We start from the raw sequence: 23,557 nt of genomic DNA on the forward strand, positions 1-23,557 counted from the left end.
TTATTACGGTTCCGTAACATTCATTGCTCTTTACTGTTTACCCATTAACACAAAATCGTGGAACTTTCCCCCCAAGACCTTTGGACTCAAGTTCTAGAACGCTTACAGTCTCGTTTATCTCGTCCCGCCTTTGAGACTTGGATCACGACAGCGAAAGTTGAACAGTTGACCGAGAAATATTTGGTCATCTGTGCCGCTAATCCTTTTATTCTCAATCATTTACAAAAAAATTATTTACAAATCATTGCCGATGTTGTCGAGGAAATTCTCGGTTATCCTATAGATATTCAATTAACCGCCGCCCAAGGAGAAAACATTGCTATTATTGGTGAGACAGAAATGTCTGCTTATCATCCCTCAACGTCTTTAGGGGACAATCCTAAGCCTATCAAACTTAACCCTAAATATACCTTTTCTCGCTTTGTCGTCGGGCCGAATAATCGCTTGGCCCATGCGGCTACTTTAGCGGTTGCTGAGTCTCCCGGACGAGAATTTAACCCTTTATTTCTTTGTGGTGGGGTGGGATTGGGAAAAACCCATCTGATGCAAGCCATCGCCCATTATCGCTTAGAGATGTATCCAGATTCTAAAGTGTTTTATGTCTCTACTGAACAGTTTACCAATGATTTAATTGCGGCGATTCGTCAAGACAGTTTACAAAGTTTCCGAGAACATTATCGAACGGCAGATATTTTATTAGTTGACGATATTCAGTTTATTGAGGGCAAAGAATATACTCAAGAGGAATTTTTTCATACCTTTAATACCTTACATGAAGCGGGTAAACAGGTTGTTATCGCTTCAGATCGACCCCCTAAACAAATTCCCACCTTACAAGACCGTCTGATTTCTCGTTTTTCTATGGGGTTAATTGCCGATATACAAGTGCCAGATTTAGAAACTCGCATGGCCATTTTGCAGAAAAAAGCTGAATATGAAAATATGCGGCTGCCTCGGGAAGTGATTGAATATATTGCTACTCACTATACCTCTAATATTAGAGAATTAGAAGGAGCTTTAATTCGTGCCATTACTTATATTGCTATTTCCGGTTTATCGATGACAGTGGAAAATCTGGCCCCAGTTTTAAATCCGCCTTTAGAGAGAGGCGAAGTTTCCCCAGAAGTGATCCTTAATATTATTGCTGAGACATTTCATGTTTCTGTAGAAGATTTAAAAAGTAATTCTCGCCGTAGAGAGATTAGTTTAGCCCGGCAAATCGGTATGTATTTAATGCGGCAACATACGGAGTTAAGTTTACCGAGAATTGGCGAGGAATTCGGCGGTAAAGATCATACAACTGTCATGTATAGTTATGACAAAATTAATCAATTACAAAAAAAAGATTTAGAACTCTCTCAAACCCTTTCTCAGTTGAGTGATCGCATTCTTTTAGCCAGTAGAACTCAAAAGACAACTTAATGCTAGACCCTCCCAAGCCGCCTCTTGAGGAGAGTAAGAGGAAAATTCATCACAGACCAATTCCTATAATAAAAATTTATCTCTTAATTACAAAGCAATTTTTGTCAATGGCTGCTACAGTGAATAAGGTTATTAATTAAATCTTGTGTATGTCTTGGATATATAGCCTCTGGAAATTCTCTCGTCCCCATACAGTTATTGGTACTACTTTGAGTGTTTTTTCTCTATATCTCATGGCCATAGCTGCGACTAATAGCCCCATTACAGTCACAAATTTATGGCAAGCATTAATCACTTTAATCGCTTGTTTATGCGGCAATATTTATATCGTCGGTTTAAATCAATTATGTGATGCTGATATTGATAAAATTAATAAGCCTAATCTGCCTCTAGCTTCTGGGGAATTATCGAGAAATGCAGGAATTTTAATTGTTTTAATAACAGGAATATTAGCTTTGATTTTAGCCGCTTGGCTAGGGATATGGTTATGGGCTACTGTGGCCATTAGTTTGAGTTTAGGGACGGCTTACTCTTTACCTCCCATAAGATTAAAAAGGTTTCCTTTTTGGGCGGCTTTTTGTATTTTTACAGTAAGAGGTATCGTTATTAATCTTGGGCTATTTTTACATTTTAGTAAAATTTTAGACGGGCATCAATTTTTAAATTCTGCTGTGTGGGCATTAACTTTATTTGTATTAGTGTTTACTCTGGCCATTGCGATTTTTAAAGATGTTCCCGACATGGAAGGAGATAAAAAGTATAAAATTAAGACATTTACTATTCTTCTCGGAAAAGAAACGGTTTTTAAAATTGCTAGTTCAGTAATTATTATTTGTTATTTGGGCATGATTTTAGCAGGAGTTTTTTGGCTGAATTCAGTTAATTCCTACTTTCTCGTTTTTTCTCATGTCATTCTCCTGAGTTTACTTTGGTTACGTTCTCAAAATGTTGAGCTAGAAAAGAAGAGTGGAATTAAATCTTTTTATCAATTTATTTGGAAATTATTTTATTTAGAATATTTGCTTTTTACAACAGCCTGTCTATTACAGCCGTAGGCTGAGCGATTTTGAGAAAATTTGGGCGGCAAAAACTTAAAATATACATTGACCACCAAAAAAATAATGTCTAAATAGTTAATAAAAAAAGATGACTAACTTAACTAAAAATAACCCTTTACAAACGCCTCATAGTGGTTATCACTGGGACGGATGGAGTCAACGTTTTTTTGAAGGTTGGTATTTTCGAGTAACGCTACCAGATACGGCTCAAACTTTTGCTTTTATGTATTCTATTGAAGACCCGATAGGGGGTCAAGCTGTGAGCGGAGGAGCCGCACAAATTTTGGCTTTAGATGATGAATATTTATGTCGAACTTTTCCCGATGTTAAAAAGTTTTGGGCGGCGAAAGATTATTTAGGGTTAGGACATTGGGGAAAAACCGATTTAAAAATGGCTCCCCAACTCCTCAACCCAACTCAATTTGAGCAACATATTCAACAAGGTTATCAAGTAACAGCTACTTTTCATCAAGGATTAATTAAGGATTCTGGAAGTAATAAATATTGTCGTTGGCAATATGAAACTAAACCGATTTATGGGTGGGGAAATCCAGAAAAACCTCAACAGTCAACGGCAGGATGGTTATCCTATTTTCCTATATTTGAGCCAGGATGGCAGATTTTAATGGCGCATGGTTTAGCGAGTGGATGGATTGATTGGAATGGAAAGGTTTATGAGTTTATTGATGCACCCGCCTATAGTGAGAAAAATTGGGGAGCGTCTTTTCCTGAAAAATGGTTTTGGTTTAATTGTAATAGTTTTATTGATGAACCCGATTTAGCTTTAACGGCAGGAGGCGGTAGGAGAAAAGTCTTATGGTCGACCGAAGAAGTGGCTTTAATTTGTTTTCATTATCGAGGGAAATTTTATGAGTTTGTTCCTTGGAATTCTCAGGTTAACTGGCAAATTCAACCTTGGGGAAAGTGGCAAATGCAAGCGGTTAATGGAGAGTTTGAAGTAAGATTAATTGGGACAACAGATTTACCCGGTACTGTGCTGCGAGCGCCGACAAATCAAGGGTTGATTTTTTGCTGTCGAGATACCACTAAAGGTTATGTAAGATTAGAGTTGAGCAGACGTAATGGGGAAGTTATTCTGACAGCAGAGAGTTTAGCTTGTGGGTTAGAAGTTGGGGGAGGGCCTTGGGATGATGCTTGGATAGTTTAAATTTGTGAAATTCTCACGCAAAGCCGCAAAGAGTGCGCTAAGGAGATGTCGTAAAAAAGTTAGTTACTCAGATTATTTAAAAATAACCTCCTGTCGTATTTCAAGATTAAGCGCTCGCACAACCTCTAAAATTTTAGCCAAACTAGCACCAGAATACTTATTAGCTTCATCGCGCTGAACTTGCTGCGGTTTAACTCCTAAACTTTCTGCAAGTTGTTCTTGAGTTAACCCCCGAACAATACGCGCCTTAATAAGTGCTTCGGGTAACTCTTCAAAATGCTCAAATTGTAATTGCTTGATGTCACCTTCTTTGAGGTTTTCGTATTCTTCAACCTCCTCCCTAAGTTCTTCTAGTTGGCTATTGAGTGCGTCTAAATGAGTTTGATAGCGTAGTTTTTGATTTTCATCATCTAAGGGTTGATGACTACTCAGTTCAGCTATGGCTAACTCGAATTTTTTTATTTGCTTTTTAGTAATGTTATATTGCCGTTCATTGTAAATCATTGTTAGTTATGTACATTTGTAATGTAAGTTAGTTTATTTACTGCTTTAAAGGTCAATAGCGATAATTCCTTTAGCATTACCATTCCTATCTTCTTGAAAAAATTCTACAAAGGTTTTACCATAAATATCAGCTTGATAGCTGGCCGGAAAAAGTTCACCACCATATTTAGCTTTTTGCATGGCGCGTTTGTTAGTAAAGTCCAGTAAAACAGGATCTATACTTTTTAAATAAATAAAATCAACTGTATCGTCTTGCCAACAACCATCAAAATCTCCTGGATATTCTTTGCTAGTAGCAAAACTCCCATCAATATAAATTCTCTTGCAGCCAGCAAGTTTTAATGATTCGCAAGCCCTTTTTAAGCCGGCTAAAAGTTCCTTTCTTCGCTCGTTGAAACCTAGAGTATTTTCAACTTCCTGCCAGGTGGCCAGATGGATACCTTCTGGCAAATTGCCGTTGCTTTGAAAGCTAGGAATTGACATGGTTTTAAGAAAATTATTTTTACAAAATTTAGTTGACCCATAGTATTGCTCTTTAACTAACGTTCTTTTTTCCTCCAATATCTGTAGGCAAGTTTAGAAATTAAACGCAACACTCTCATCGAGATTTTGTTGCTTTTCAAAACTGGTTTAACTTATACCAATTTTCTATAACGCTGCATTTAATCGATCCCCCCAACCCCCCTTTTTAAGGGGGGCTTTAGAGGGAGGTAAATTGCATTATTAAGGAAAATTGGTATTAGCCTACTAGATGATTTAATCATAACACAACAAAATTGTTGTGTCCAATTTTAAAAACTATAGCACTACGCCTTTATGTTAGGACATCATCTAAGATTCCTCCTTATAGCAATCGAAGCATAGATTAAGACATCGGTTTTAGGAACGTTCCCCCCTTATGAAGGGGGGTTAGGGGGGATCGCTCTGCGCCACTACGTGAGCGAAACGTCCTAATCTTTCCTTCGACTGCTATAGCTCGGAATGACAATTTAAAATTTTTTGCTATTGCTATAGCTTACAAAATTTTCCCCCTCTTCTCGTAGGTTAGGGGGAGAGGTCAAAGCACCTATTACTTGAGCAACTTTCTCAGTTCATTTTCTCTAACTTTTAACCGTTCAGCTAATAAATTAACAATAAACTTATGAAAACTAGCCGCTAATCGAGGATTATCATTTTCGATTCTTTTAAAAGCCTCATCAGAAAGATGATAAAGGCGGCTAGATTGATCGGCAATAACCGATGCTGAACGGGCAGCATTAGCATAGAGTCCAATTTCCCCTAAAATCGTGCCGCTATTAAAAGTTCTTAAACGCTTAGTTTTCTGATTCGACAATTCTAAAATAACCGTCACTTGTCCTGACTCAAGAAAATACAATCCGTCCGGGGAATCTCCTTGTTTAAATAATAATTCTCCTTGTTTTAAATCAACTGGTTCGAGATAACTCATCAATTGAGTCGTGACATCAGATTCATTAAAAAGATCAGTTAACTGTTGTTCTAGAGAGGCATACTGAGGTAGGGTTAAATTATAACGCTGTAAAATTTGGTTTTCACACCATTCTAACCCTCGATCTAGATCGGGAAAAATTTCATAAAGTGCCTGCTCAGTTTTAAAATATCCTCCTTGTCGTAATTGTTCTCTGTCTTTAGCCGCTAAATGAGTGAGAATAACAGAAAATCCGTGATTCATAGACATTTGTTTCAGCTTAATAAAACTCAGCACGGCAGAAGTATCTAAACCACTGACTAAGCGAAAATCAAGTATCAAAAAACTCAAAGGAATCAGCGTAACATCTTGGACTCGTTGACGAATTTGATTGAGTAATTTATGAGCCGTTCCAAAAAAGATTAAACCTTGTAACTCTAGGATAAAAATTTCGTCTCCTTGTTCACGCAAAAAGCGTTCCTCAGAAGGTAGGCGTTGAACATGACTTTGATAAGTCGCTCCCGATAAAATATGTTTAGTTACATTGACTTGACTGTAATTAATGGCAAATAAAATAACGGCGGCAATAATTCCAATCACTACCCCTTCAATAAAACCAAAAGCAATAATAACAAACAAAATTAAAAGAATAATTGCATAATCGGTTTTAGGCAGTTTAAACCAAGTTAAATAGACCCAATCCATTAACAAATCAATACCGAGTAACAGTAATACTCCTCCCACAATCAAAGCAGGACATAAAGTGAGTAACTGTAGTCCCCACAGTAAAATAATAAAACCAAATCCCGCCGCCACTAAGCCAACTAATCGATTAGCAGAACCTAATTTATAAATTAAGGCTGTGTCACTCGGTAGAGAATAACCACTCATACCTCCCCCTAACCCTGACGCAAAACTAGCAATTCCTGCTGTTTTTAGTTCTTGATCAAGACTAATATCTCGTTTAACAGCAAGCTCGATTGTACTAACTCCGAATAACAGCCCAATTAAATCAATAATCCAAATACTGGCTAAGGTGGGAACTTGTTGAAAAATCACTGGCCAGTTCGCTTTTGTTAGTGCCGATAAACTGATGGGTTGCCAAAGCTTTTCCTGTGTAAAAGAACCGATTAACCATCCATGTTCGCTTGCCTGTTCTAGAGAAACTCCTTTTATTTGTAAAAAAACATAAAACACCACAGTAACCCCTAACACAATAGTAGGGACGACTAATAAATTATGAGTACGGTGAAGAACAAGAAATAAAATAATTCCTAAAATACAACCCGGTAGCCACTCTAATAGTTTTTCGGGTTCTAGCAGTTGATATAAATGCCAAAAATCTAAATGACTATGGACAGTGGTATGAAATGCTCCTTCGATTAATAACCATCCCGTACCCGCCATAAATCCTGCTACCACTGGATAGGGAATAAAGCGAATTAACTCTCCTAGTCGAAGCCAACCCACACTAAAAAAGATAATTCCAGTAATAACAGAGTTAAAAATAATTGTCGAAACAACAGTGAATAAAATAGTTTCTTCAGAGGTTTTGTCTATTAACGTGATGACAATTCCACTAGCGGCTAAATTAAGAATGACTGCCGTAGTATGTTGAGGCCCGGCAATCATGCCAGGATAAGCGCTTAAAATCGAGATTATGGCTCCAACTATAATGCTACTAAAGAGAAATAACCCGATGCCTACGGGTAAATATTGGGATAATTCTTCATTAAAAACCAACGCCCCAAAAGAAACAGAGGTAATAACAGCAATTACCCCCATTGCTAACCCTACAGTGATAGTTGACAGTAAGTTTTTCACCCCTAATTGGTTTAAAGGCTTATTCCCCGTTTCCGTGCTATCCATAATTTAAAGAAACTCATTAAAAAAAGCTAAGTGCAGCATATTCACTTAGTTGATAAAAAAACTGTATTAAAAGATACTTTTTTTTAATAGTAAGAAAAATAACCTCGCTTTAGAGGCTTTGTCGGCAAGATCTCTACTTTTATCTAGATGCGTTTATTTAGTGGCAGAAATCAAGCCATAACGAATTAACCCCCTTTCAAAGCCTTTACTCATTAAATTAAGAGATAAAGCCCCTTGAATCGTTTGCCAACCAGCGCCTAAAAGACCGATAATTGCTTTAGGAGTTATCGCCGAAGTAATCACCACATTCCAAAAGGGCGCAACGGCACTAGACCAATCATCAGAACGAAGATTTTTAAAGCCGCATTCAAGAGCAATGGTTTCATATTCGGGTAAAGAAATTACATAAGGTAAGCAGTAAACTTGATAAATTTTCTTCAGATGTTTCTTTTCATCTGCTGTTAAATCTCCGGCTAACCCATCAGTAGGACGATGGCACCAAGTGGCCATAATCAAAGTTCCTCCCGGTTGAAGGACTCGGTAACATTCCTGTAAAAATCGAGTTTTATCAGGCATATGTTCACCACTCTCTAAAGACCAAACAAGGTCAAAAGTATTATCTTCAAAGGGCATATTTAAAGCATCAGCCACTTGAAATTTAACCTTTGTTTCTAAACCGGCCTCTTTGGCTCTTTCGGTTGCTCTTGATACCTGTACAGGAGATAAACTAATTCCCGTCCCATAAGCCTGAAATTTTTCGGCTAAATATAGGGTACTGCCGCCTATTCCACAACCTACATCGACAATATTTTTAGGAATATTTTCTAAAGTGTTAATATTAGCAAAACTCAGAAGTTCTTCTATTAAATCAATTTGTGCCTGACGGCGGTTGACTTGGCGGTTACCGGCTTTGCCATAATAACCGTGATGCATATGTTCACCCCAAATTTCCTCCCACAGTCCACTAGAAGCATCATAAAATTGCTGAATTTGTTGGTATAGAGTATTCGTCATGGTTATAAAATAGAGCGAATTCGATTTTGATAAGCTTGGGAATCTAACCCCTTACCTACATTAGCCGTTTGGGGATCAATCGCCGCTTGTAACTGCTCAACGCGGTATGATGTAGCCGGATGGCTACTTAAAAAAGCCGGTGTAGAACCCCCTTGTCTCATCAACTTTTTCATAAAACTAACCATCGCCGAAGGAGCATAACCCGCTTGTTCGATCGTTTGTAGTCCCATTTGATCCGCTTCTAATTCATCTTGGCGGCTATGGGGTAAACTATAAACCAATTGTACTCCTAGTTGTACCAAAGTTCTTTGATCAAGTCCAGCCACGCCTAATAATCCTTGTGTCAGGGCAGCATTACGCATCTGCTTGATAGCATGACGAGCCGCTATATGTCCCATTTCATGACCGATCACACTGGCTAATTCTGCCTCATTACTGGCTATTTTGATTAATCCAGTATGAATATAGACATAACCGCCCATAGTGGCAAAAGCATTAACCGTTTTATCATTGACCACTTGGAAGGTATAAGGAATATTCGGGCGGCTGCTATAGGGAACTAATCGCCGACCAATTTCTTTAACATATTGATTAATTGCTTGATTTTGAGATAAATTAATTTTTCTACTTTTAACTAACTCCTGGTTAATTTGCTGACCGAAGTTAACTTCTTGCTGATCAGATAAATTAGAGAGTTGAATCGCTGTTGCACCCTGTTGCAAAATTTGCCACCAGGGCCGACCATAACTTGCTTGAGGAGAAGTGATAATAATACTAAAGGCAACAATGGCCCAGAGGAGTCCATAAAGCCCTCTTCGATACCAAACCGAACCAGATTTAAAAATGTACTTAAACATCAGTATTTAAGTCTATCTAAAGCAGGATGAGCGAGAGTGATATTTCTATATTGCCATTGCCCTTTCTCAATTGCCTACTGAAAAGGGACAATTCTCTAATTGGTTCTAGCTAACCTCTAATTGAGAGACACTAACAAATAAAATTACTCGCTAAGTTTCCAAATAATTTTTGACAATAGAAACAATTCTTTGAGCCGCTTTCCCATCGCCAAAAGGATTAATAGCCGTTGCCATTTGGTTATAAGCGTCCGCATCACGCAATAACTCGCTGGCAGCCGCTAAAATGTGATTCGGTTCTGTGCCCACTAATTTAGCCGTGCCTGCCTCTATTGCTTCAGGGCGTTCTGTGGTTTCTCGTAAAACTAAGACCGGTTTTCCTAAACTCGGGGCTTCTTCTTGTAAGCCGCCAGAATCGGTTAATAATAAATAACACCGTTCTATTGCGCCTACTAATTGAGCATAATCTAGCGGTTCAGTTAAAAAGACTCGCGGATGGTCTCCCAAAGCTTTTTGAATCGGTTCTCGCACGGTCGGATTACGATGTAAGGGTAACAATAAAGCTGTATCCGGGAATTGCTCTAAAATCAAGCGAAATCCTGCCAGGATATTTTGTAAGGGTTCTCCCCAATTTTCGCGGCGATGAACGGTGGCTAACAAAACTCGATAGTGATCCCAGTCTAAGCCGGAAACCGCACAATCAGGATGGCGAGAAGCTACGGTCAGTAAAGCATCTATTACTGTATTGCCGGTATGATGAATTTCGCCGGTCACGCTGGATTTTTGTAAATTATCTACGGCTAATGGGGTGGGAGCAAAATGTAATTGAGTTAATTGAGAAATTAAACGACGGTTGGCTTCTTCTGGATAGGGGTTAAATAAATCATTGGTGCGTAACCCGGCTTCAACATGACCCACAGGAATCTTTTGATAAAATGCCGCTAGTGCCGCCGCAAAGGCCGTTGTCGTATCTCCCTGTACTAAAACCATTTGGGGGTGAAGTGTCTCAAAAATGCTTAAAAGGCCTTGTAAACTTCGACAGGTAATGTCTGTCAAGGTTTGTTTAGGCTGCATGATGTTTAAATCTTGATCGGCTTTTAAATCAAACAACTCCATCACTTGTTCAACCATCTCCCGGTGTTGTCCAGTTAACACCAGATGAGTTTTAAACTCTGGTACTTGTTTAAATTGTTGAATCACCGGAGCCAGTTTAATTGCTTCAGGACGAGTCCCTAGAGTAATACAGACTGAGAAGGTTGATGAGGTCATCGTTGCTTTTTAGTCATCATAAATAATACAGTGGGCAATGCCCACCCCTCATACTACTGGATTTTAGTCATTAGTCATTAGTCGTTAGTCGTTAGTCGTTAGTCGTTAGTCGTTAGTCGTTAGTCATTAGTCGTTAGTCGTTAGTCGTTAGGTTTTGTTAAAGCTGCCATAGTATCTAAATGACAGTTTTTGCTCACGGACAAGACCAACAAAGAATAACTATTGACTATTGACTATTGACTATTGACTATTGACTATTAACTAACTTTAAAGGTTGTGGTGGCTTTGCCAGAAAATCTCGGCAAGGGAGAAGCCAACAGAAGAATTTTTTCTAACAGCCAGGGAGCAAGGCGTTGACACCAGATGGCTAAGTGACTTTGCCATCCCACCACAATCTCGGCTGAGTCTTTATTTAAGCCAATTATTAGGGCATTTGCCACTTGTTCAGGGGTCATCGGCATTACTCCCCGAAATAGTTGCAATCTTTTGATCATATCAGTGGTGGTTAGAGAGGGAAGCAAAGCTATTACTCGGATATTATAGGGAGCCAGTTCACTACGTAAGGCTTGAGTAAAGCCGACGATCGCAAACTTAGTGGCTGAATAAGTAGACATGGTGGGTGCGGCTACTTTACCCATCAAGCTAGATACATTAACAATGGTTCCCTCTCGTTGAGCAACCATGCGTTTAGCCACTAGACGGGTGATGGTATACATTCCCATCACATTGAGAGAAATTTCTTGCTGAATTTTTTCGAGATTGGATTCTAAAAAGGGCGCTTGGTATGCTACACCAGCACAGTTGACTAGCAGATGTATGGGCCCATGTGTTTTCCAAGCCCGCGCAATGGCGACATTGACTTCGATCGGCACAGTTAGATCTAAGGCTAAGGTGATGGTTTCTACTCCTAATGTCCTGATTTCGTCTGCTACAAGCGCTAAACGAGTGCGATCACGGGCCACCAATAGCAGGCGTTTAATCCCGCCTTTAGCTAGTTCTAAGGCGATGGCTCGTCCTATTCCTCGGGAAGCACCAGTTACTAAGGCGGTTTTTCCTTGAATGTCCATAAATTTCTTCACCTCCACAGTTGAGTCCTCATCAGAGTTGTTTGTGAGCGTGAAGTATGATTCACCTCATGGGGCCTACAGATGAGACAAACTGTTTATGTTTAATTCCAATAAATCTTTAGTGGTTAACTCTTGTTGAGCTATGGGAGCATTTGCCCATCGATTTGATGTTGAAATAAGCGTAGTGACATAGATGGTGCCTCTCCTTTACGAAAGTTAATCGAAAGAACCACTATGCACACTCTAACAAGTAAATCAATAGATGGCAACAATTTTTCATGAGAATCGGCTTATTGTCAGCATTTAACGACAGTACAAAAGCTAATGATGAGGCTGCCAAAGACTTGCCAAACAAGAACCCTAAAGTAGTACGCTCTTGGCTCGACGAGGGAGTAGGTAAAGCCTAAAAATATTTTCTTTACCCGTACCCTCTTGAATTTTAATTTTGGTCGGCGGGATCGAAACCGTTGTCCTCCTCTAGTTCCTCTAATTCCACCATTTGCTCCATTTCTTCCTCTAAACGACGCTCTTTCGGAATGGCGGCAATAATGGCATCAATCACCTTACCCACTAGGACAATTTCTAAGCCCATATCCTCGGGATAAGTCTGTCCTTTAGGCACAATGGCCCGTTTAAACCCTAATTTAGCCGCTTCTTTTAAGCGTAATTCCATCTGAGAAACGAGCCGCACTTGCCCCCCTAAGCCAACTTCTCCAATTAAAATAGTCCGGGGATCAACCACGCGATCACGGAAACTGGCTACCACAGCGATGGCCACCCCTAAGTCGGCGGCCGGTTCTTCTACCCCTAACCCACCGGCTGAAGCAACATAAGCATCTAACTTGGACAAAGGAATGCCGACACGCTTTTCTAGCACCGCTAAAATTTGTTGCAAGCGGTTATATTCAACCCCTGTGGTCGAACGTCGAGGAGAAGCATAGGAAGTCGGGCTGACTAACGCTTGTAATTCCACTACAATAGGACGAGTGCCTTCACAGGCCACAATCGTTGCTGTACCCGGAATTAATTCATCTCGGTTCCCTAAAAATAACTCTGAGGGGTTTTCCACTTCCACTAACCCACGATCCACCATTTCAAAAATTCCGATTTCATGGGTGGCACCAAAACGGTTTTTAACCGAACGCAGTAAGCGATGGGAAGCATAGCGATCACCTTCAAAATATAAAACGGTATCGACTAAATGTTCTAACACTCGCGGACCGGCGATGGCTCCTTCTTTAGTCACGTGACCGACAATAAATAAAGTAATATTTTCTCGTTTAGCCACTTGCATCAAAGCTGAGGTACATTCTCTCACTTGAGCTACTGAACCCGGAGCAGAAGTTAACGAGGCAAAATACAAAGTTTGGATACTATCGATCACGGCTACTTGCGGCTTTAAAGATTCTAATTCTCTTAAGATTTCTTCTAAATCTGTCTCAGGAAGAACATAAAGATTATTGCCGGAATTTTCGGGCGTTTTAGCAGTTGACTTATGGGACTTTTTCCCCTTCCCATTGCCGCTATCTTCAGGCTCTGATTCTACTATCCCTACCCCTAAACGTTGAGCGCGTAACTTAATCTGTTGTCCGGATTCTTCTGCCGAAACATAGAGAATTCTGGCTAGTCTTTGAGACAGCCGGTTGGCTACCTGAAGTAGTAAAGTCGATTTCCCAATTCCTGGATCTCCGCCTATTAAAACCAGTGATCCTGGCACGATCCCTCCCCCGAGTACCCGGTCTAATTCTCCATATCCAGACTGAAAACGCGCCTGTTCTTCTTGGGTAATTTCAGAAAAGGGCATCGATATTCTCGGTTGTGCCGGTCCCGCCGCCTTGCTATTTTGTCTCGTGTTTGACTGCCATCCCCCACGAGCAATTAGAGAGTTATTTGATGTGCTAATTTGTTCTTCTAGCGTTCCGTAAACTCCGCAGCTAGGACATTTCCCAAACCACTGACTAGATTCAGAGCCACAGGTATTACAAATGTATATGGTTTTAGATTTTGCCATTTTCTATTATCGAAATTAAGAAAGGTTGAAAAATCTTAATATTTACTGCAATAACTTGTTAAAATTCTCAAAAGATGCTAATAAAAACCGTTAAGTAAATCTTAAAAAAAGATCAAATTGCCCTAATCAAATCAGTCTTTAGGCTTAATCATAGCGAGAAAGCGATATTCTAGATAAAAAGATGTTCATAATTTTTCTTATAGATCCGTAACTGTACTTAAAAATTAAGGAGAGGTAGAGCAATTGGAAACACATAAAGAAAAAATTCTAGTAGTTGATGACGAGGCCAGCATTCGCCGTATCTTGGAAACCCGTCTTTCCATGATTGGTTATGATGTGGTCACGGCGGCTGACGGCGAAGAAGCTTTAGAAACTTTTCGTCAAACCAATCCTGATTTAGTAGTCTTAGATGTGATGATGCCAAAATTAGACGGCTACGGCGTTTGTCAGGAACTGCGAAAGGAGTCTGATATCCCCATCATCATGTTAACGGCTTTAGGAGATGTAGCGGATCGGATCACGGGTTTAGAACTCGGTGCCGATGATTATGTGGTAAAACCCTTTTCTCCCAAGGAATTAGAAGCCAGAATTCGCTCAGTGCTAAGACGAGTGGAAAAAAATGGCGCTCCCGGTATTCCCAGTTCTGGCGTGATTCACGTCGGCTCAATTAAAATTGATACCAACAAGCGGCAAGTGTATAAAGGAGATGAGCGTATTCGACTAACCGGCATGGAATTTAGTCTGTTGGAATTATTGGTTAGCCGCTCAGGAGAACCTTTCTCTCGTTCAGAAATTTTACAGGAAGTGTGGGGCTATACTCCCGAACGTCACGTCGATACAAGAGTGGTAGATGTTCATATTTCCCGTTTGAGAGCTAAATTAGAAGATGATCCCAGTAATCCTGAACTGATTCTGACTGCTAGAGGAACTGGCTATTTATTTCAGAGAATTTTAGAACCCGGAGAAGAATAAGACAGAGTAATAGGCTAAAGGGTAAAAAAATTAATGACTAATGACTAATGACTAATGACTAATGTGACTAATGACTAATGACTAATGTGACTAAATCAGATCCCAATCGAGTATTGCGGCTGTTACCCTTTTTTGCTGGGGGACTTGCAGGATTTTTACTGTTGATTAATCGATTGACCACAGTAGAATTGACAGCATCTCAAGCTCGCTCCGATGTAGTAGGAGTGATTCTGAGTGGAGTGATGATGTTAATCGGCATCATTTGGCAACAGGTACAGCCGCGTTCGCCCGAGTCCGTCACGTTAATCGGTCGAGAAGGGATGGAACTAGCCGAAAATTTACCCGATGCCGTCAAAACAGAACTAGCTTGGGCCTCTCATCTACTTTTAACCAATACCATCACTAAATCCCTGGTGGTTTACTATCAGGGAAAAGTGTTACTTAAACGAGGGATATTAGCCGAGAATTCGGAATTTAAAGCCGGAAAAATCCTAGAACGAGTGTTAGAAACCCAAAAGCCTGTGTATTTGGTAGATCTCAAGCTCTATCCGGGACGGGTAGAATTTGATTACTTGCCGCCGAATACTCAGGGGATTATCTGTCAACCTCTAGGAAACGGGGTGTTAATTTTAGGGGCCAATGCTCCCCGAAGTTACACCAAACAAGATGAAAACTGGATTGAGGGAATTGCCGATAAACTGGCTGACACTTTGTCAAAAAATGTAGACATAGCTCAGGCCGATTTAAGTTAAAGTTGTATACTTCAATAGTCAACTCCTAACCCCTACAAGCGAATGAGTTTTCAGTTTGAACAACAGATCCAAACCTCTCATTCTCCAAATCACAGCAGCCATTGGCAACCAGCCGCCTTACCCGAGCAAAGTTTTTATTATTTTGCTTACGGTTCTTGTATGTGTCCAGTGGATTTAAAGCGCACTCTCGGGGAAAATACTTACCCATATGTGATCGGATCAGCGACTCTCAAAGACTATCGACTAGGATTTTATCGCCGTTCCTTACATCGTAACTGTGGCGTTCTCGATATTATTCCCTTTTCTAACTCTTATGTAGAAGGCGTGTTGTATAATTTACCTTGGCGCTTGAGTGAGTTGCTAGACGAACGAGAAGAAGTTCCCCGCAATGGTTATCGGCAAGAATATGTTGATGTCACCAGCCGAGGGAAAATTTATCAAAAAGTCCGAACTTATGTTGTGGTTGATAAACTCCCTCAAGAACTCGCTCCTAATGACTGGTATTTTCAAGTAGTTTTGCGCGGGGCCCTTACCTGTGGACTTTCAGAAGAGTATTGTTGGCAACTTTTCAATCATATGTATCAGTTGCAACAGCAACAAAAATCTTACCTTCGCCAAAATTCTCTCAATTTGACTCATAATTAAGAAATATTAAAGCGATATCTAAGAAGCACACAAATAATGTTAAGTTTTAATAAGAAAAAATAATAATTATAATAAATCTATTTTTGAGGTGGGGCAAAAAGATGAATCCTCATCTGGGCAGGGATATACAGCCAGTTTCCCAAGGACAAACTTCTCAAGAGGAACTGATAGCAGCAATCGCTCTGCGAATTCGTCAGTCGCTAGATTTAGATGAGATTCTGGGCCAAACTGTTACAGAAGTGCGGCAGTGCCTCAAAACGGATCGGGTATTAATTTATCGGTTCGAGTCAGACGGGCAGGGAGTGATGGCCGTTGAATCGGTTATTGAGCCTTTTAAAGCGGTTTTAGGAGAAAAAGTCGAAGATCCCTGCTTTAATGCTCAGCAAAGAGATCTATATAGACAGGGCCGAATTCAGGTACTTGAAGATATTCAAGCGGCTAAGCTTCATCCCTGTTATGGCAATTTACTCCTAAAATATCAAGTTAGGGCGAATTTAGTGGTTCCTATTGTGGCAGAAGAAAAGCTATGGGGATTATTAATCGCCCAACATTGTCGTTGTTCCCATCAATGGGAATTATGGGAAATAAACCTCCTCAAACAACTGGCCACACAAGTAGCCATTGCCGTGCAGCAAGCTGAACTCCATCATCAACTAAAATTATTTAATGCCGCACTAGAATTACAAGTCAAAGAGCGTACAGAAAAATTAGAACAGTCCCTAAGATTTGAATCTTTAATCCATCTGATTACTGAAAAAATTCGTGACAGTCTCGATGAAGGTCAAATTTTACAAACAGTCACTCAGGAATTAGGCCAAGTGCTTGAGCTTGAACGGTGCAAAATTGAACTGTACGATAACGAACATACCACAGCCACAATTGTTTATGAATGTACCCAACAAGCTCCTACCTGTCAGGGAATTTGCCGAAAAATTAGTGACTTTCCTGAACTGTATCAACAACTTTTACAAAAACAGCCGCTTCAATTTGTGGAACGAATTCCTGAATTAGCCCCAGAACAAAAACAAGCAACCCGATTAGTTTGTCCGATTTTTGATAACCAGGGAAATTTAGGCAATCTTTGGCTAATTAGACCCCGAGAACAAGGATTTGAAGAGTTAGAAATTGGCTTAGTGCAGCAAGTGGCTAATGAGTGTGCCATTGCTATTCGTCAAGCTAGGCTTTATGAAGCCTCCCAAACACAAGTTCGAGAACTGGAAAAACTAAACAATCTCAAAGATAATTTTCTCAAAACCATTTCTCATGAACTGCGGACTCCCATGAGTAGCATTCTATTAGCGGCTGAAACTTTAGAAAAATTAATCGAAATCGAGCAAGAAGAAGGGCGGCTCAAAAGCTCTCAAAGATTTAATCAAGTGCTAGAAATTTTTAAAGAATCTTGCCAGCAGCAAAATAAATTAGTCAATGATTTATTAACCCTGTGTTATATTGATGCCGATAGTACCACTTTATTTCCCGATTGGATTGACTTACGGATTTGGCTGCCTGAAATTGTTCAACCTTTCTTGAGCAAAACCGGCTCACAACAACAGCATTTAATCCTAGATATTTCCCCTTCTATCCTGCCGTTTGAGTGTGATATTTCTACTTTAGAACGGATTGTTATTGAACTTCTCAACAATGCCTGTAAATATAGTCCTAAAGGAGAAACTATTACCGTAGCGGCTTGGATGAAAGATAACAATATTTTAATTAGTGTAATCAATTCAGGAGTGGAAATTCCCGCCGAAGAATTTGAGCGGATTTTTGATCAGTTCTATCGCATTCCTAAAGCTGATCCTTGGCGGTACAATGGCACGGGAATAGGATTAACTTTAGTCCGGAAATTAGTTGGACTTTTAGGGGCAACTATTGAAGTAGAAAGTCAAAACGGAAAAACCTCTTTTACGGTGCAAATTCCCCTTGAGAGCTAATGATTAAAAAGATTAATGTTTAATTTAACGACTGTTCTAAGAGGCTTTCTACCGCTTTTTCCTCTAAAGGTTTAGAGAATAAATAGCCTTGTCCATACTCACATTCTAACTCTTGTAAGCGATCCAAATGCTGTTGAGTTTCAATTCCTTCGGCAACCACATTAATTTCTAACTGACGAGCCAACCCAATAATAGCTTTAACAATTTGTAGGTTTTCTTTAATTTCATTGACGTGAGTCACAAAAGAACGATCAATTTTTAAAGTATTAACGGGTAAATGACAGAGATAACTTAAAGAAGAGTAGCCCGTGCCAAAATCATCAATACTCACTTGAATAGCACGTTCTTTTAATTTCGACAGTAAAAGACTAGCAGACTCTAAATTTTTCATTAAAAGAGTTTCGGTAATTTCTAGTTTTAGACTATTGCCCGACAAGCCAGTTTGTAGCAGAATTTTATCAAGCAAGTCAATCAAATTCCCCGTTTGTAACTGTCGCCCCGAAAGATTGACGCTAATTTTTAAGTCACTGATATGAGGATATTGTTGCTGCCAAAGAGCAAATTGACGGCAAGATTCTTGCAATACCCACTCACCAATAGGAACAATTAAGCCTGTTTCTTCAGCGATAGGAATAAAATCTACTGGGGAAATCAAACCTTGTTGAGGATGTTGCCAGCGAATTAGCGCTTCAAATCCCATCAGAGTTTGAGTGGTTAACGAGAAGATGGGTTGATAATGCAAGAGGAATTCTTGCCGCTCGAGAGCTAATCGGAGATTATTTTCTAATTCCCAGATCGTTTGAGCTTCAGTGTACATGGCCGCATTATATACGGCATAGCGGGCTTTTCCTTGCTCTTTAGCTCGATACATTGCTAAATCAGCATTTCTGAGAATTTCAGTCGCTGAATGATTGTCATCACTATTGAAAGCAATGCCAATACTCGCTGTAGTAAATACTTCTAACCCGTCCACAAAAAGAGAGGTTTTTAGTTGTTCAATAATCCGTTCAGTAATTTTAAAAGCCTCTTTTTCTTGCCCAAGTTCGTCTAAAAAAATAATGAATTCATCACCCCCTAGACGCGCTACCGTATCACTGGCGCGAACGCATTCTAGGAGTCGATGAGCAATGGCCACTAACAACTGATCGCCGACAATATGCCCAAGACTATCATTAATATTTTTAAAGCGATCAAGGTCAATAAACAAAACCGCAAAACAATAATTTTTTCTCCGTTTTGCCCGTTGAATTGCCTGCTCAACCCGTTCCATTAAGAGAATGCGATTGGGCAATCCTGTTAAAGCATCATGTAAAGCGTTATGGTATAGTTTTCTCTCTGTCCGCTTACGCTCTGTAATGTCTCGATTGACTTCTAAAATCCCTTTCACCTGACCCTGTGAGTCTCGCACGAGGACTTGACGACTGTCGACGATAATCTGTGTACCATCTCGACGGGTATGAGTGAGTTCACCCTCCCACTGTCCTGAAGCTCGTAATATTTCATCAAGATTGTCGCAAAAAGGGGGGAATTTCGTCTTCAATAGGCTATGAGTGACTTTTCCTTTAGCTTCCTGTTCTGTCCATCCGTACATCTGTTGGGCGCTTTGGTTCCAAAAAACGATCTCACTGTGGGCATCCCGCACAAAAATCGCTTCATAAACTAAATTGAGCAGGTCTGCTTGCTCTTTTAGGCGGTTTTCCGTGTTTTTACGTTCAGTCACATCGCTGGCCATCGACATTACCAGTCGCCTTCCATCAGATAGCTGGCCCAAGGCCAGAGAACTAAAATCCCAAACTCGATGCTCTCCCGTGCTTGTTTGAATGGTAAACTCGCCTTCATCTAATCGTTCATCGAGGCTATAGAGTTGTTCAATATAGTCTCGCATATTGTCCGATTCTCGCCCGTAAGCTTTTTGTATCCAATCCGCAATGGTAGGAATTTCTGCGTAAGAGTAGCCGCTTAACTCGCTCCAAGCTCGGTTAATTTGAAGAATTTGTCCATTTTCGGCATGAATAATCATGGGAAATGGGGCATTTGTCAGGGCTGTTTGTAATCGTTCTTCACTTTGCTGTAAGGTTTGCAGATTTTTCTCGAGTCGTCGTTCAACGGTGGTTAGATTTTTCTTTAATGAACTAATCAGCAGAACAAACAGGATAAAAGCACCTAGACGGATCAATTCTCCAATATCCTTAAACCCTAATACATAGCGAGGAGCAATAATCAAGTAATTGATGGCTAAATAACTCAGAAGACTTGCTGTCAGTCCTGATGGTCTGCCACCATACCAAGTGCTGAGAAAGACGGCCAGATAAAAAAAGGCGAAAAGAGGAGTTTTGAGCAACGGATCTAGTAATAAAGTCAACAGTATGGCCAAAATCACTAATCCTATGGCGATCAAATAAGCCTGCGCTACCTCCCAAGCTTTGTTATAGGTAATCATTTGCTCCTGATTGGTTTGCTGTTTAAGGTTGAAAAATTGTATCGATTTTTTAAACCTATTTAGTTTTAGTTTATTTGCTTTTTATTGTATAACATTAATATTCTGGCCTGAACAACAGCCGATTAAATCTGTCTAAAAGTAGATGAAGTTTTGCAAAAAAATGCTTGTTCTCTTTCGGCTCTCCTCAAAGATGACCTATCAGTATGTCAACTCGCGCCGCTTCGGAGTGCCAGTTATAGCAGAAGTCAGGAGTCAGAAGTCAGAAGGGAAAAGCTTATTGCTATTAAGTTTGAAGTTTAAAAGATGTCCTAAGCACAGGAGCGGTTGCTATACCTACGCCGCTATGCTTTGCCAGAGGACTAAAAGCATAAAGCCTCCTTTATGTCAATGCTTCCCCTCGAACTTAACCTTTTCCCCATAAAGCGTCTTCGAACTCAGGTTATATAGAGGGATCAGCCTTTCAAGGCCAATTGAGATAAAGCATTTCCCGTCACTCTACAAATACGCCAATCAGGCAAAACCGAAGCCCCAATACTTTGATAAAAATCGATAGCGGGTTGATTCCAGTCTAGGACACTCCATTCTAAACGCCCTGCTTTTCGTTCTAGGGCTAACTGAGCTAAATACATTAATAGGGCTTTTCCGATGCCTTTACGGCGATATTCTGGTAAAACAAATAAATCTTCTAAATAAATCCCCGGCTTAGTTAAAAAGGTAGAATAGTTAGGAAAAAACAAAGCAAAGCCCACTATTTTACTTTCCCATTCTGCGACAATTGCCTCTGCATAGGAAGGTTGACCAAATAAATGTTCTGTTAACAGTTCTGCATTTCCCGTCACGGAATCAGATAGTTTTTCATAGTCTGCCAAGGCTTGAATTAATGCAAAAATTGTCGGAACATCCGCAGGAATTGCAGGACGAATTTGTAAAGGTTGATTCATAAAAAAGGTCTTAAAGCAACAAGTAGCCATCATCAATATTCGGGTGGGGCAAAGTCGAGCATCATTTTTCTAAAAAGATGTGAACCTCAAAGATTGACCTTGCCCAACCACCGGAAAATTCCTAAAATATTTTAAGTCTAAAGCCTAAGAAATTTCTCGTACAACCGGCTTACCCTCTATTATTTCACCCACTAAAATAATATCAGCCACTCCCACAAACAGACCATTTTCCAAAACCCCGGGAATATTATTCAGTGTCTTTTCTAAATTAGCGGGGTCTTCTATCTTGTCAAATTTAACATCAATTACTAAATTGCCCTGATCCGTTACCACAGGACCAGCTTTTTTAACACCCATTCTTAGCTCAGGTTTGCCGCCGAGTTTTTCGATAGCTTTGATGACTGGGCTAACTGCCATAGGAATCACTTCAACAGGTAACAAAAAAGTCGAGCCTAAGTGATCGACTAACTTACCGCCATCTACAACAACGATAAATTGATCGGCCAAAGAATCGACAATTTTTTCACGGGTATGAGCCGCGCCGCCTCCTTTAATTAAATTCTTCTGGGGATCAACTTCATCGGCCCCATCGATAGCCAAATCCATGTGATCAATCACATCAAGAGTCGTCAAAGGCACGCCATATTTCCGAGCCAAAACTTCTGCCTGAAAAGACGTAGGAACACCCACAATATTTTTAAGTTCTCCGGATTGGATACGCTCGCCAATATACTGAATTGCATAAGCAGTCGTTGATCCCGTTCCTAAGCCCACAATTGAGTCAGATTTAACTCTTTGAGCGGCGGCTTTACCGACTTCTTGTTTCATTAACACCACAGGATCACTGGTAACAGTCATCGTCTTTGACTCCTTAAAATCTCAGTATTGAACACTTTTTCCATCCTATAGGAATTGGGAGTCATATCATCAATGATTAGTGATTAGTAAACCGGACAAAACCTATTTACTAATCACTCATTGACCAGAGCTTAGGAATTGGAGGTTTGAGCCGCCAGCATTTCCTTGAGTTTTGCTAATTCTCCAGCCCAACGAGGGTCAGGTTGGAAAGACTCATTATTACGCTGATCTCCACCACCGCCTTGCGAGCGACCGCGCTTTTTAGCTCCACCGCCACCGCTCTTTTTAGCTTTGGGAGTGGGAGCCGGGGCCGGAACAGTAGTAGTTGCCCCCTCTTCTGAACTAGATTGAGGTTGATCTCCATCTTCCTTCCCTTTTCCTTTGGAGCGGGGAAGGGCTTTTTCCACTCTGATGGGGCTATCCATAAACGGCTGACCATTATATTTTTCAATAAATTCATCAGCCGCTTCATCAGTGGGAACAGTCACAAAGGCGAAACCCCGACATTTGCCAGTTTTACGGTCTTTGATCACTTTAGTGGTGATTGAATCACCGGCCTCAGCAAACATTTCTTGCAAAGCTTGGCGTTCAATCGGCTCTTTGGGTAAATTCCCTACATACAGACGAACAGGCATATTGAGATTCCTCCAGCTATTTGATTGGGTGAAAAACTTGTACCATCAAAACCAGTTAGTGCATAACTCGTAAAGCACCCCAGCCTAACTTTAGTCAACCTTTCTAGGCTATGCCAATCTATTCCCAGCGACCTAGTATGCTGAGTCATCAGACTTTTTTTAACTATATTGGCTTTTGCCGTCAAAATAAGTTTCCCTCTAACGAATGAGCTAATTTTTAATTTTTTCTTATAGCTCTTAACTGTTCCAAGTACAAGAGTGTTTTATATGATATGGCCTTATTTGATTATTACAGAATGTTTACACTCTTAGTCAATTATTTCTCCTGAAATTCGTCTTGCCGGTACCAGTTTTAACGAGACCCCTCTATGATTTTTGTTCATTTTGAGCAACTTTTTCAATACACCCTTGCTAAAAGTGAAGTTATATGCTTAGTCTTCTAACCAAAATGGGTATTTTAATTATAGGGTCAGTACCCCTTCGCTGTCGCCTAGCCTACGCTGAGATCTGACACCTGATTACGGAGAATTGTTCCCCGTCTGTCAAGACTTTAAAACAGATAGTGGACATCTTGTCAAATATTTGTTACATTGCTTGATATCAAGCCGAGCAGAGTTTTCAGAGGTAAGTTCAGGTTTTTCGGGACTTGTCTGCTGAGGAAGCTTTGTTATTAATGTTCTGGTTACCTTATAAACCGACTTAAGTAAAAACAAGGAGA

The 23,557-nt window shown here is 40.1% G+C and carries 19 protein-coding genes; 7 read left to right on the forward strand and 12 right to left on the reverse strand.

Going from position 1 to position 23,557, the window contains the following annotated elements; translation table 11 throughout:
* Window positions 1–57: 57 nt before the first annotated feature.
* The 3 genes from dnaA to CYAN7822_RS00020 all read left to right on the forward strand — a co-directional run bounded on the left by dnaA (window position 58) and on the right by CYAN7822_RS00020 (window position 3,648).
* On the forward strand, window positions 58–1,422 hold the full coding sequence (gene dnaA / locus CYAN7822_RS00010; protein ID WP_013320165.1) for a chromosomal replication initiator protein DnaA: 1,365 nt from the start codon (window positions 58–60) through the stop codon (window positions 1,420–1,422).
* Window positions 1,423–1,571: 149 nt separating this feature from the next.
* A complete protein-coding gene (locus tag CYAN7822_RS00015) occupies window positions 1,572–2,477 on the forward strand; it encodes a homogentisate phytyltransferase (RefSeq protein WP_013320166.1) in 906 nt (301 codons plus the stop codon).
* Between the two features lie 91 nt (window positions 2,478–2,568).
* On the forward strand, window positions 2,569–3,648 hold the full coding sequence (locus CYAN7822_RS00020; protein ID WP_013320167.1) for a tocopherol cyclase family protein: 1,080 nt from the start codon (window positions 2,569–2,571) through the stop codon (window positions 3,646–3,648).
* 72 nt (window positions 3,649–3,720) lie between these two features.
* On the opposite strand, the gene CYAN7822_RS00025 is transcribed toward CYAN7822_RS00020, so the two are convergent.
* The 8 genes from CYAN7822_RS00025 to radA form a co-directional block, all read right to left on the reverse strand.
* Window positions 3,721–4,152, reverse strand: a complete 432-nt coding sequence (locus tag CYAN7822_RS00025; RefSeq protein WP_013320168.1) for a helix-turn-helix transcriptional regulator — start codon at window positions 4,150–4,152, stop codon at window positions 3,721–3,723.
* A gap of 45 nt (window positions 4,153–4,197) precedes the next feature.
* Window positions 4,198–4,635, reverse strand: a complete 438-nt coding sequence (locus CYAN7822_RS00030; protein ID WP_013320169.1) for a DUF6932 family protein — start codon at window positions 4,633–4,635, stop codon at window positions 4,198–4,200.
* 586 nt (window positions 4,636–5,221) lie between these two features.
* A complete protein-coding gene (locus tag CYAN7822_RS00035; protein ID WP_013320170.1) occupies window positions 5,222–7,447 on the reverse strand; it encodes an SLC26A/SulP transporter family protein in 2,226 nt (741 codons plus the stop codon).
* Between the two features lie 153 nt (window positions 7,448–7,600).
* Window positions 7,601–8,461 carry a methyltransferase domain-containing protein gene (locus CYAN7822_RS00040; protein WP_013320171.1) on the reverse strand — a complete coding sequence of 287 codons (861 nt, stop codon included), beginning with the start codon at window positions 8,459–8,461 and terminating at the stop codon, window positions 7,601–7,603.
* A 2-nt stretch (window positions 8,462–8,463) separates the two neighbouring features.
* Window positions 8,464–9,318 (reverse strand): M48 family metallopeptidase, encoded by an 855-nt coding sequence (locus tag CYAN7822_RS00045; protein ID WP_013320172.1) that lies wholly within the window; start codon window positions 9,316–9,318, stop codon window positions 8,464–8,466.
* 150 nt (window positions 9,319–9,468) lie between these two features.
* On the reverse strand, window positions 9,469–10,584 hold the full coding sequence (wecB, locus tag CYAN7822_RS00050; RefSeq protein WP_013320173.1) for a non-hydrolyzing UDP-N-acetylglucosamine 2-epimerase: 1,116 nt from the start codon (window positions 10,582–10,584) through the stop codon (window positions 9,469–9,471).
* A 257-nt stretch (window positions 10,585–10,841) separates the two neighbouring features.
* Window positions 10,842–11,651 (reverse strand): SDR family NAD(P)-dependent oxidoreductase, encoded by an 810-nt coding sequence (locus tag CYAN7822_RS00055; protein ID WP_013320174.1) that lies wholly within the window; start codon window positions 11,649–11,651, stop codon window positions 10,842–10,844.
* A 439-nt stretch (window positions 11,652–12,090) separates the two neighbouring features.
* Window positions 12,091–13,662 carry a DNA repair protein RadA gene (gene radA / locus CYAN7822_RS00060; RefSeq protein WP_013320175.1) on the reverse strand — a complete coding sequence of 524 codons (1,572 nt, stop codon included), beginning with the start codon at window positions 13,660–13,662 and terminating at the stop codon, window positions 12,091–12,093.
* 243 nt (window positions 13,663–13,905) lie between these two features.
* Here radA and rpaB point away from each other — a divergent pair, with 243 nt between their 5' ends.
* The 4 genes from rpaB (at window position 13,906) to CYAN7822_RS00080 (ending at window position 17,965) form a co-directional block, all read left to right on the forward strand.
* A complete protein-coding gene (rpaB, locus tag CYAN7822_RS00065; RefSeq protein WP_013320176.1) occupies window positions 13,906–14,634 on the forward strand; it encodes a response regulator transcription factor RpaB in 729 nt (242 codons plus the stop codon).
* Window positions 14,635–14,720: 86 nt separating this feature from the next.
* Window positions 14,721–15,386 (forward strand): cofactor assembly of complex C subunit B, encoded by a 666-nt coding sequence (locus CYAN7822_RS00070; protein ID WP_041933405.1) that lies wholly within the window; start codon window positions 14,721–14,723, stop codon window positions 15,384–15,386.
* A 42-nt stretch (window positions 15,387–15,428) separates the two neighbouring features.
* A complete protein-coding gene (locus CYAN7822_RS00075) occupies window positions 15,429–16,031 on the forward strand; it encodes a gamma-glutamylcyclotransferase family protein (protein WP_013320178.1) in 603 nt (200 codons plus the stop codon).
* Between the two features lie 101 nt (window positions 16,032–16,132).
* Window positions 16,133–17,965, forward strand: coding sequence for a sensor histidine kinase (locus CYAN7822_RS00080; RefSeq protein WP_013320179.1), 1,833 nt, complete (start codon window positions 16,133–16,135; stop codon window positions 17,963–17,965).
* A gap of 19 nt (window positions 17,966–17,984) precedes the next feature.
* Here the strand turns inward: CYAN7822_RS00080 and CYAN7822_RS00085 are convergent, their stop codons facing one another.
* From CYAN7822_RS00085 to CYAN7822_RS00100, 4 genes are all read right to left on the reverse strand, one after another.
* The gene (locus CYAN7822_RS00085; RefSeq protein ID WP_013320180.1) at window positions 17,985–20,405 is read right to left on the reverse strand and encodes an EAL domain-containing protein; all 2,421 of its coding nucleotides are present in this window, start codon (window positions 20,403–20,405) and stop codon (window positions 17,985–17,987) included.
* 452 nt (window positions 20,406–20,857) lie between these two features.
* Window positions 20,858–21,346, reverse strand: a complete 489-nt coding sequence (locus CYAN7822_RS00090; RefSeq protein ID WP_013320181.1) for a GNAT family N-acetyltransferase — start codon at window positions 21,344–21,346, stop codon at window positions 20,858–20,860.
* Between the two features lie 144 nt (window positions 21,347–21,490).
* Complete coding sequence (gene rpiA, locus CYAN7822_RS00095) at window positions 21,491–22,204, reverse strand: ribose-5-phosphate isomerase RpiA (protein WP_013320182.1); 714 nt, start codon at window positions 22,202–22,204, stop codon at window positions 21,491–21,493.
* Between the two features lie 131 nt (window positions 22,205–22,335).
* The gene (locus CYAN7822_RS00100; RefSeq protein WP_013320183.1) at window positions 22,336–22,839 is read right to left on the reverse strand and encodes an RNA recognition motif domain-containing protein; all 504 of its coding nucleotides are present in this window, start codon (window positions 22,837–22,839) and stop codon (window positions 22,336–22,338) included.
* Window positions 22,840–23,557: the final 718 nt, after the last annotated feature.

It is taken from the genome of Gloeothece verrucosa PCC 7822 (assembly GCF_000147335.1).
GTDB lineage: Bacteria > Cyanobacteriota > Cyanobacteriia > Cyanobacteriales > Microcystaceae > Gloeothece > Gloeothece verrucosa.

Excerpts from the sequence above, each read along its gene's own strand:
- radA (WP_013320175.1), bottom strand. The coding sequence starts at position 13,662 with ATGGCAAAATCTAAAACCATATACATTTGTAATACCTGTGGCTCTGAA.
- CYAN7822_RS00035 (WP_013320170.1), bottom strand. The coding sequence starts at position 7,447 with ATGGATAGCACGGAAACGGGGAATAAGCCTTTAAACCAATTAGGGGTG.
- CYAN7822_RS00015 (WP_013320166.1), top strand. The coding sequence starts at position 1,572 with ATGTCTTGGATATATAGCCTCTGGAAATTCTCTCGTCCCCATACAGTT.
- CYAN7822_RS00045 (WP_013320172.1), bottom strand. The coding sequence starts at position 9,318 with ATGTTTAAGTACATTTTTAAATCTGGTTCGGTTTGGTATCGAAGAGGG.
- CYAN7822_RS00080 (WP_013320179.1), top strand. The coding sequence starts at position 16,133 with ATGAATCCTCATCTGGGCAGGGATATACAGCCAGTTTCCCAAGGACAA.
- CYAN7822_RS00075 (WP_013320178.1), top strand. The coding sequence starts at position 15,429 with ATGAGTTTTCAGTTTGAACAACAGATCCAAACCTCTCATTCTCCAAAT.
- CYAN7822_RS00020 (WP_013320167.1), top strand. The coding sequence starts at position 2,569 with ATGACTAACTTAACTAAAAATAACCCTTTACAAACGCCTCATAGTGGT.
- CYAN7822_RS00100 (WP_013320183.1), bottom strand. The coding sequence starts at position 22,839 with ATGCCTGTTCGTCTGTATGTAGGGAATTTACCCAAAGAGCCGATTGAA.
- CYAN7822_RS00030 (WP_013320169.1), bottom strand. The coding sequence starts at position 4,635 with ATGTCAATTCCTAGCTTTCAAAGCAACGGCAATTTGCCAGAAGGTATC.
- CYAN7822_RS00085 (WP_013320180.1), bottom strand. The coding sequence starts at position 20,405 with ATGATTACCTATAACAAAGCTTGGGAGGTAGCGCAGGCTTATTTGATC.
- wecB (WP_013320173.1), bottom strand. The coding sequence starts at position 10,584 with ATGACCTCATCAACCTTCTCAGTCTGTATTACTCTAGGGACTCGTCCT.
- CYAN7822_RS00025 (WP_013320168.1), bottom strand. The coding sequence starts at position 4,152 with ATGATTTACAATGAACGGCAATATAACATTACTAAAAAGCAAATAAAA.
- CYAN7822_RS00040 (WP_013320171.1), bottom strand. The coding sequence starts at position 8,461 with ATGACGAATACTCTATACCAACAAATTCAGCAATTTTATGATGCTTCT.
- rpiA (WP_013320182.1), bottom strand. The coding sequence starts at position 22,204 with ATGACTGTTACCAGTGATCCTGTGGTGTTAATGAAACAAGAAGTCGGT.
- CYAN7822_RS00090 (WP_013320181.1), bottom strand. The coding sequence starts at position 21,346 with ATGAATCAACCTTTACAAATTCGTCCTGCAATTCCTGCGGATGTTCCG.
- CYAN7822_RS00055 (WP_013320174.1), bottom strand. The coding sequence starts at position 11,651 with ATGGACATTCAAGGAAAAACCGCCTTAGTAACTGGTGCTTCCCGAGGA.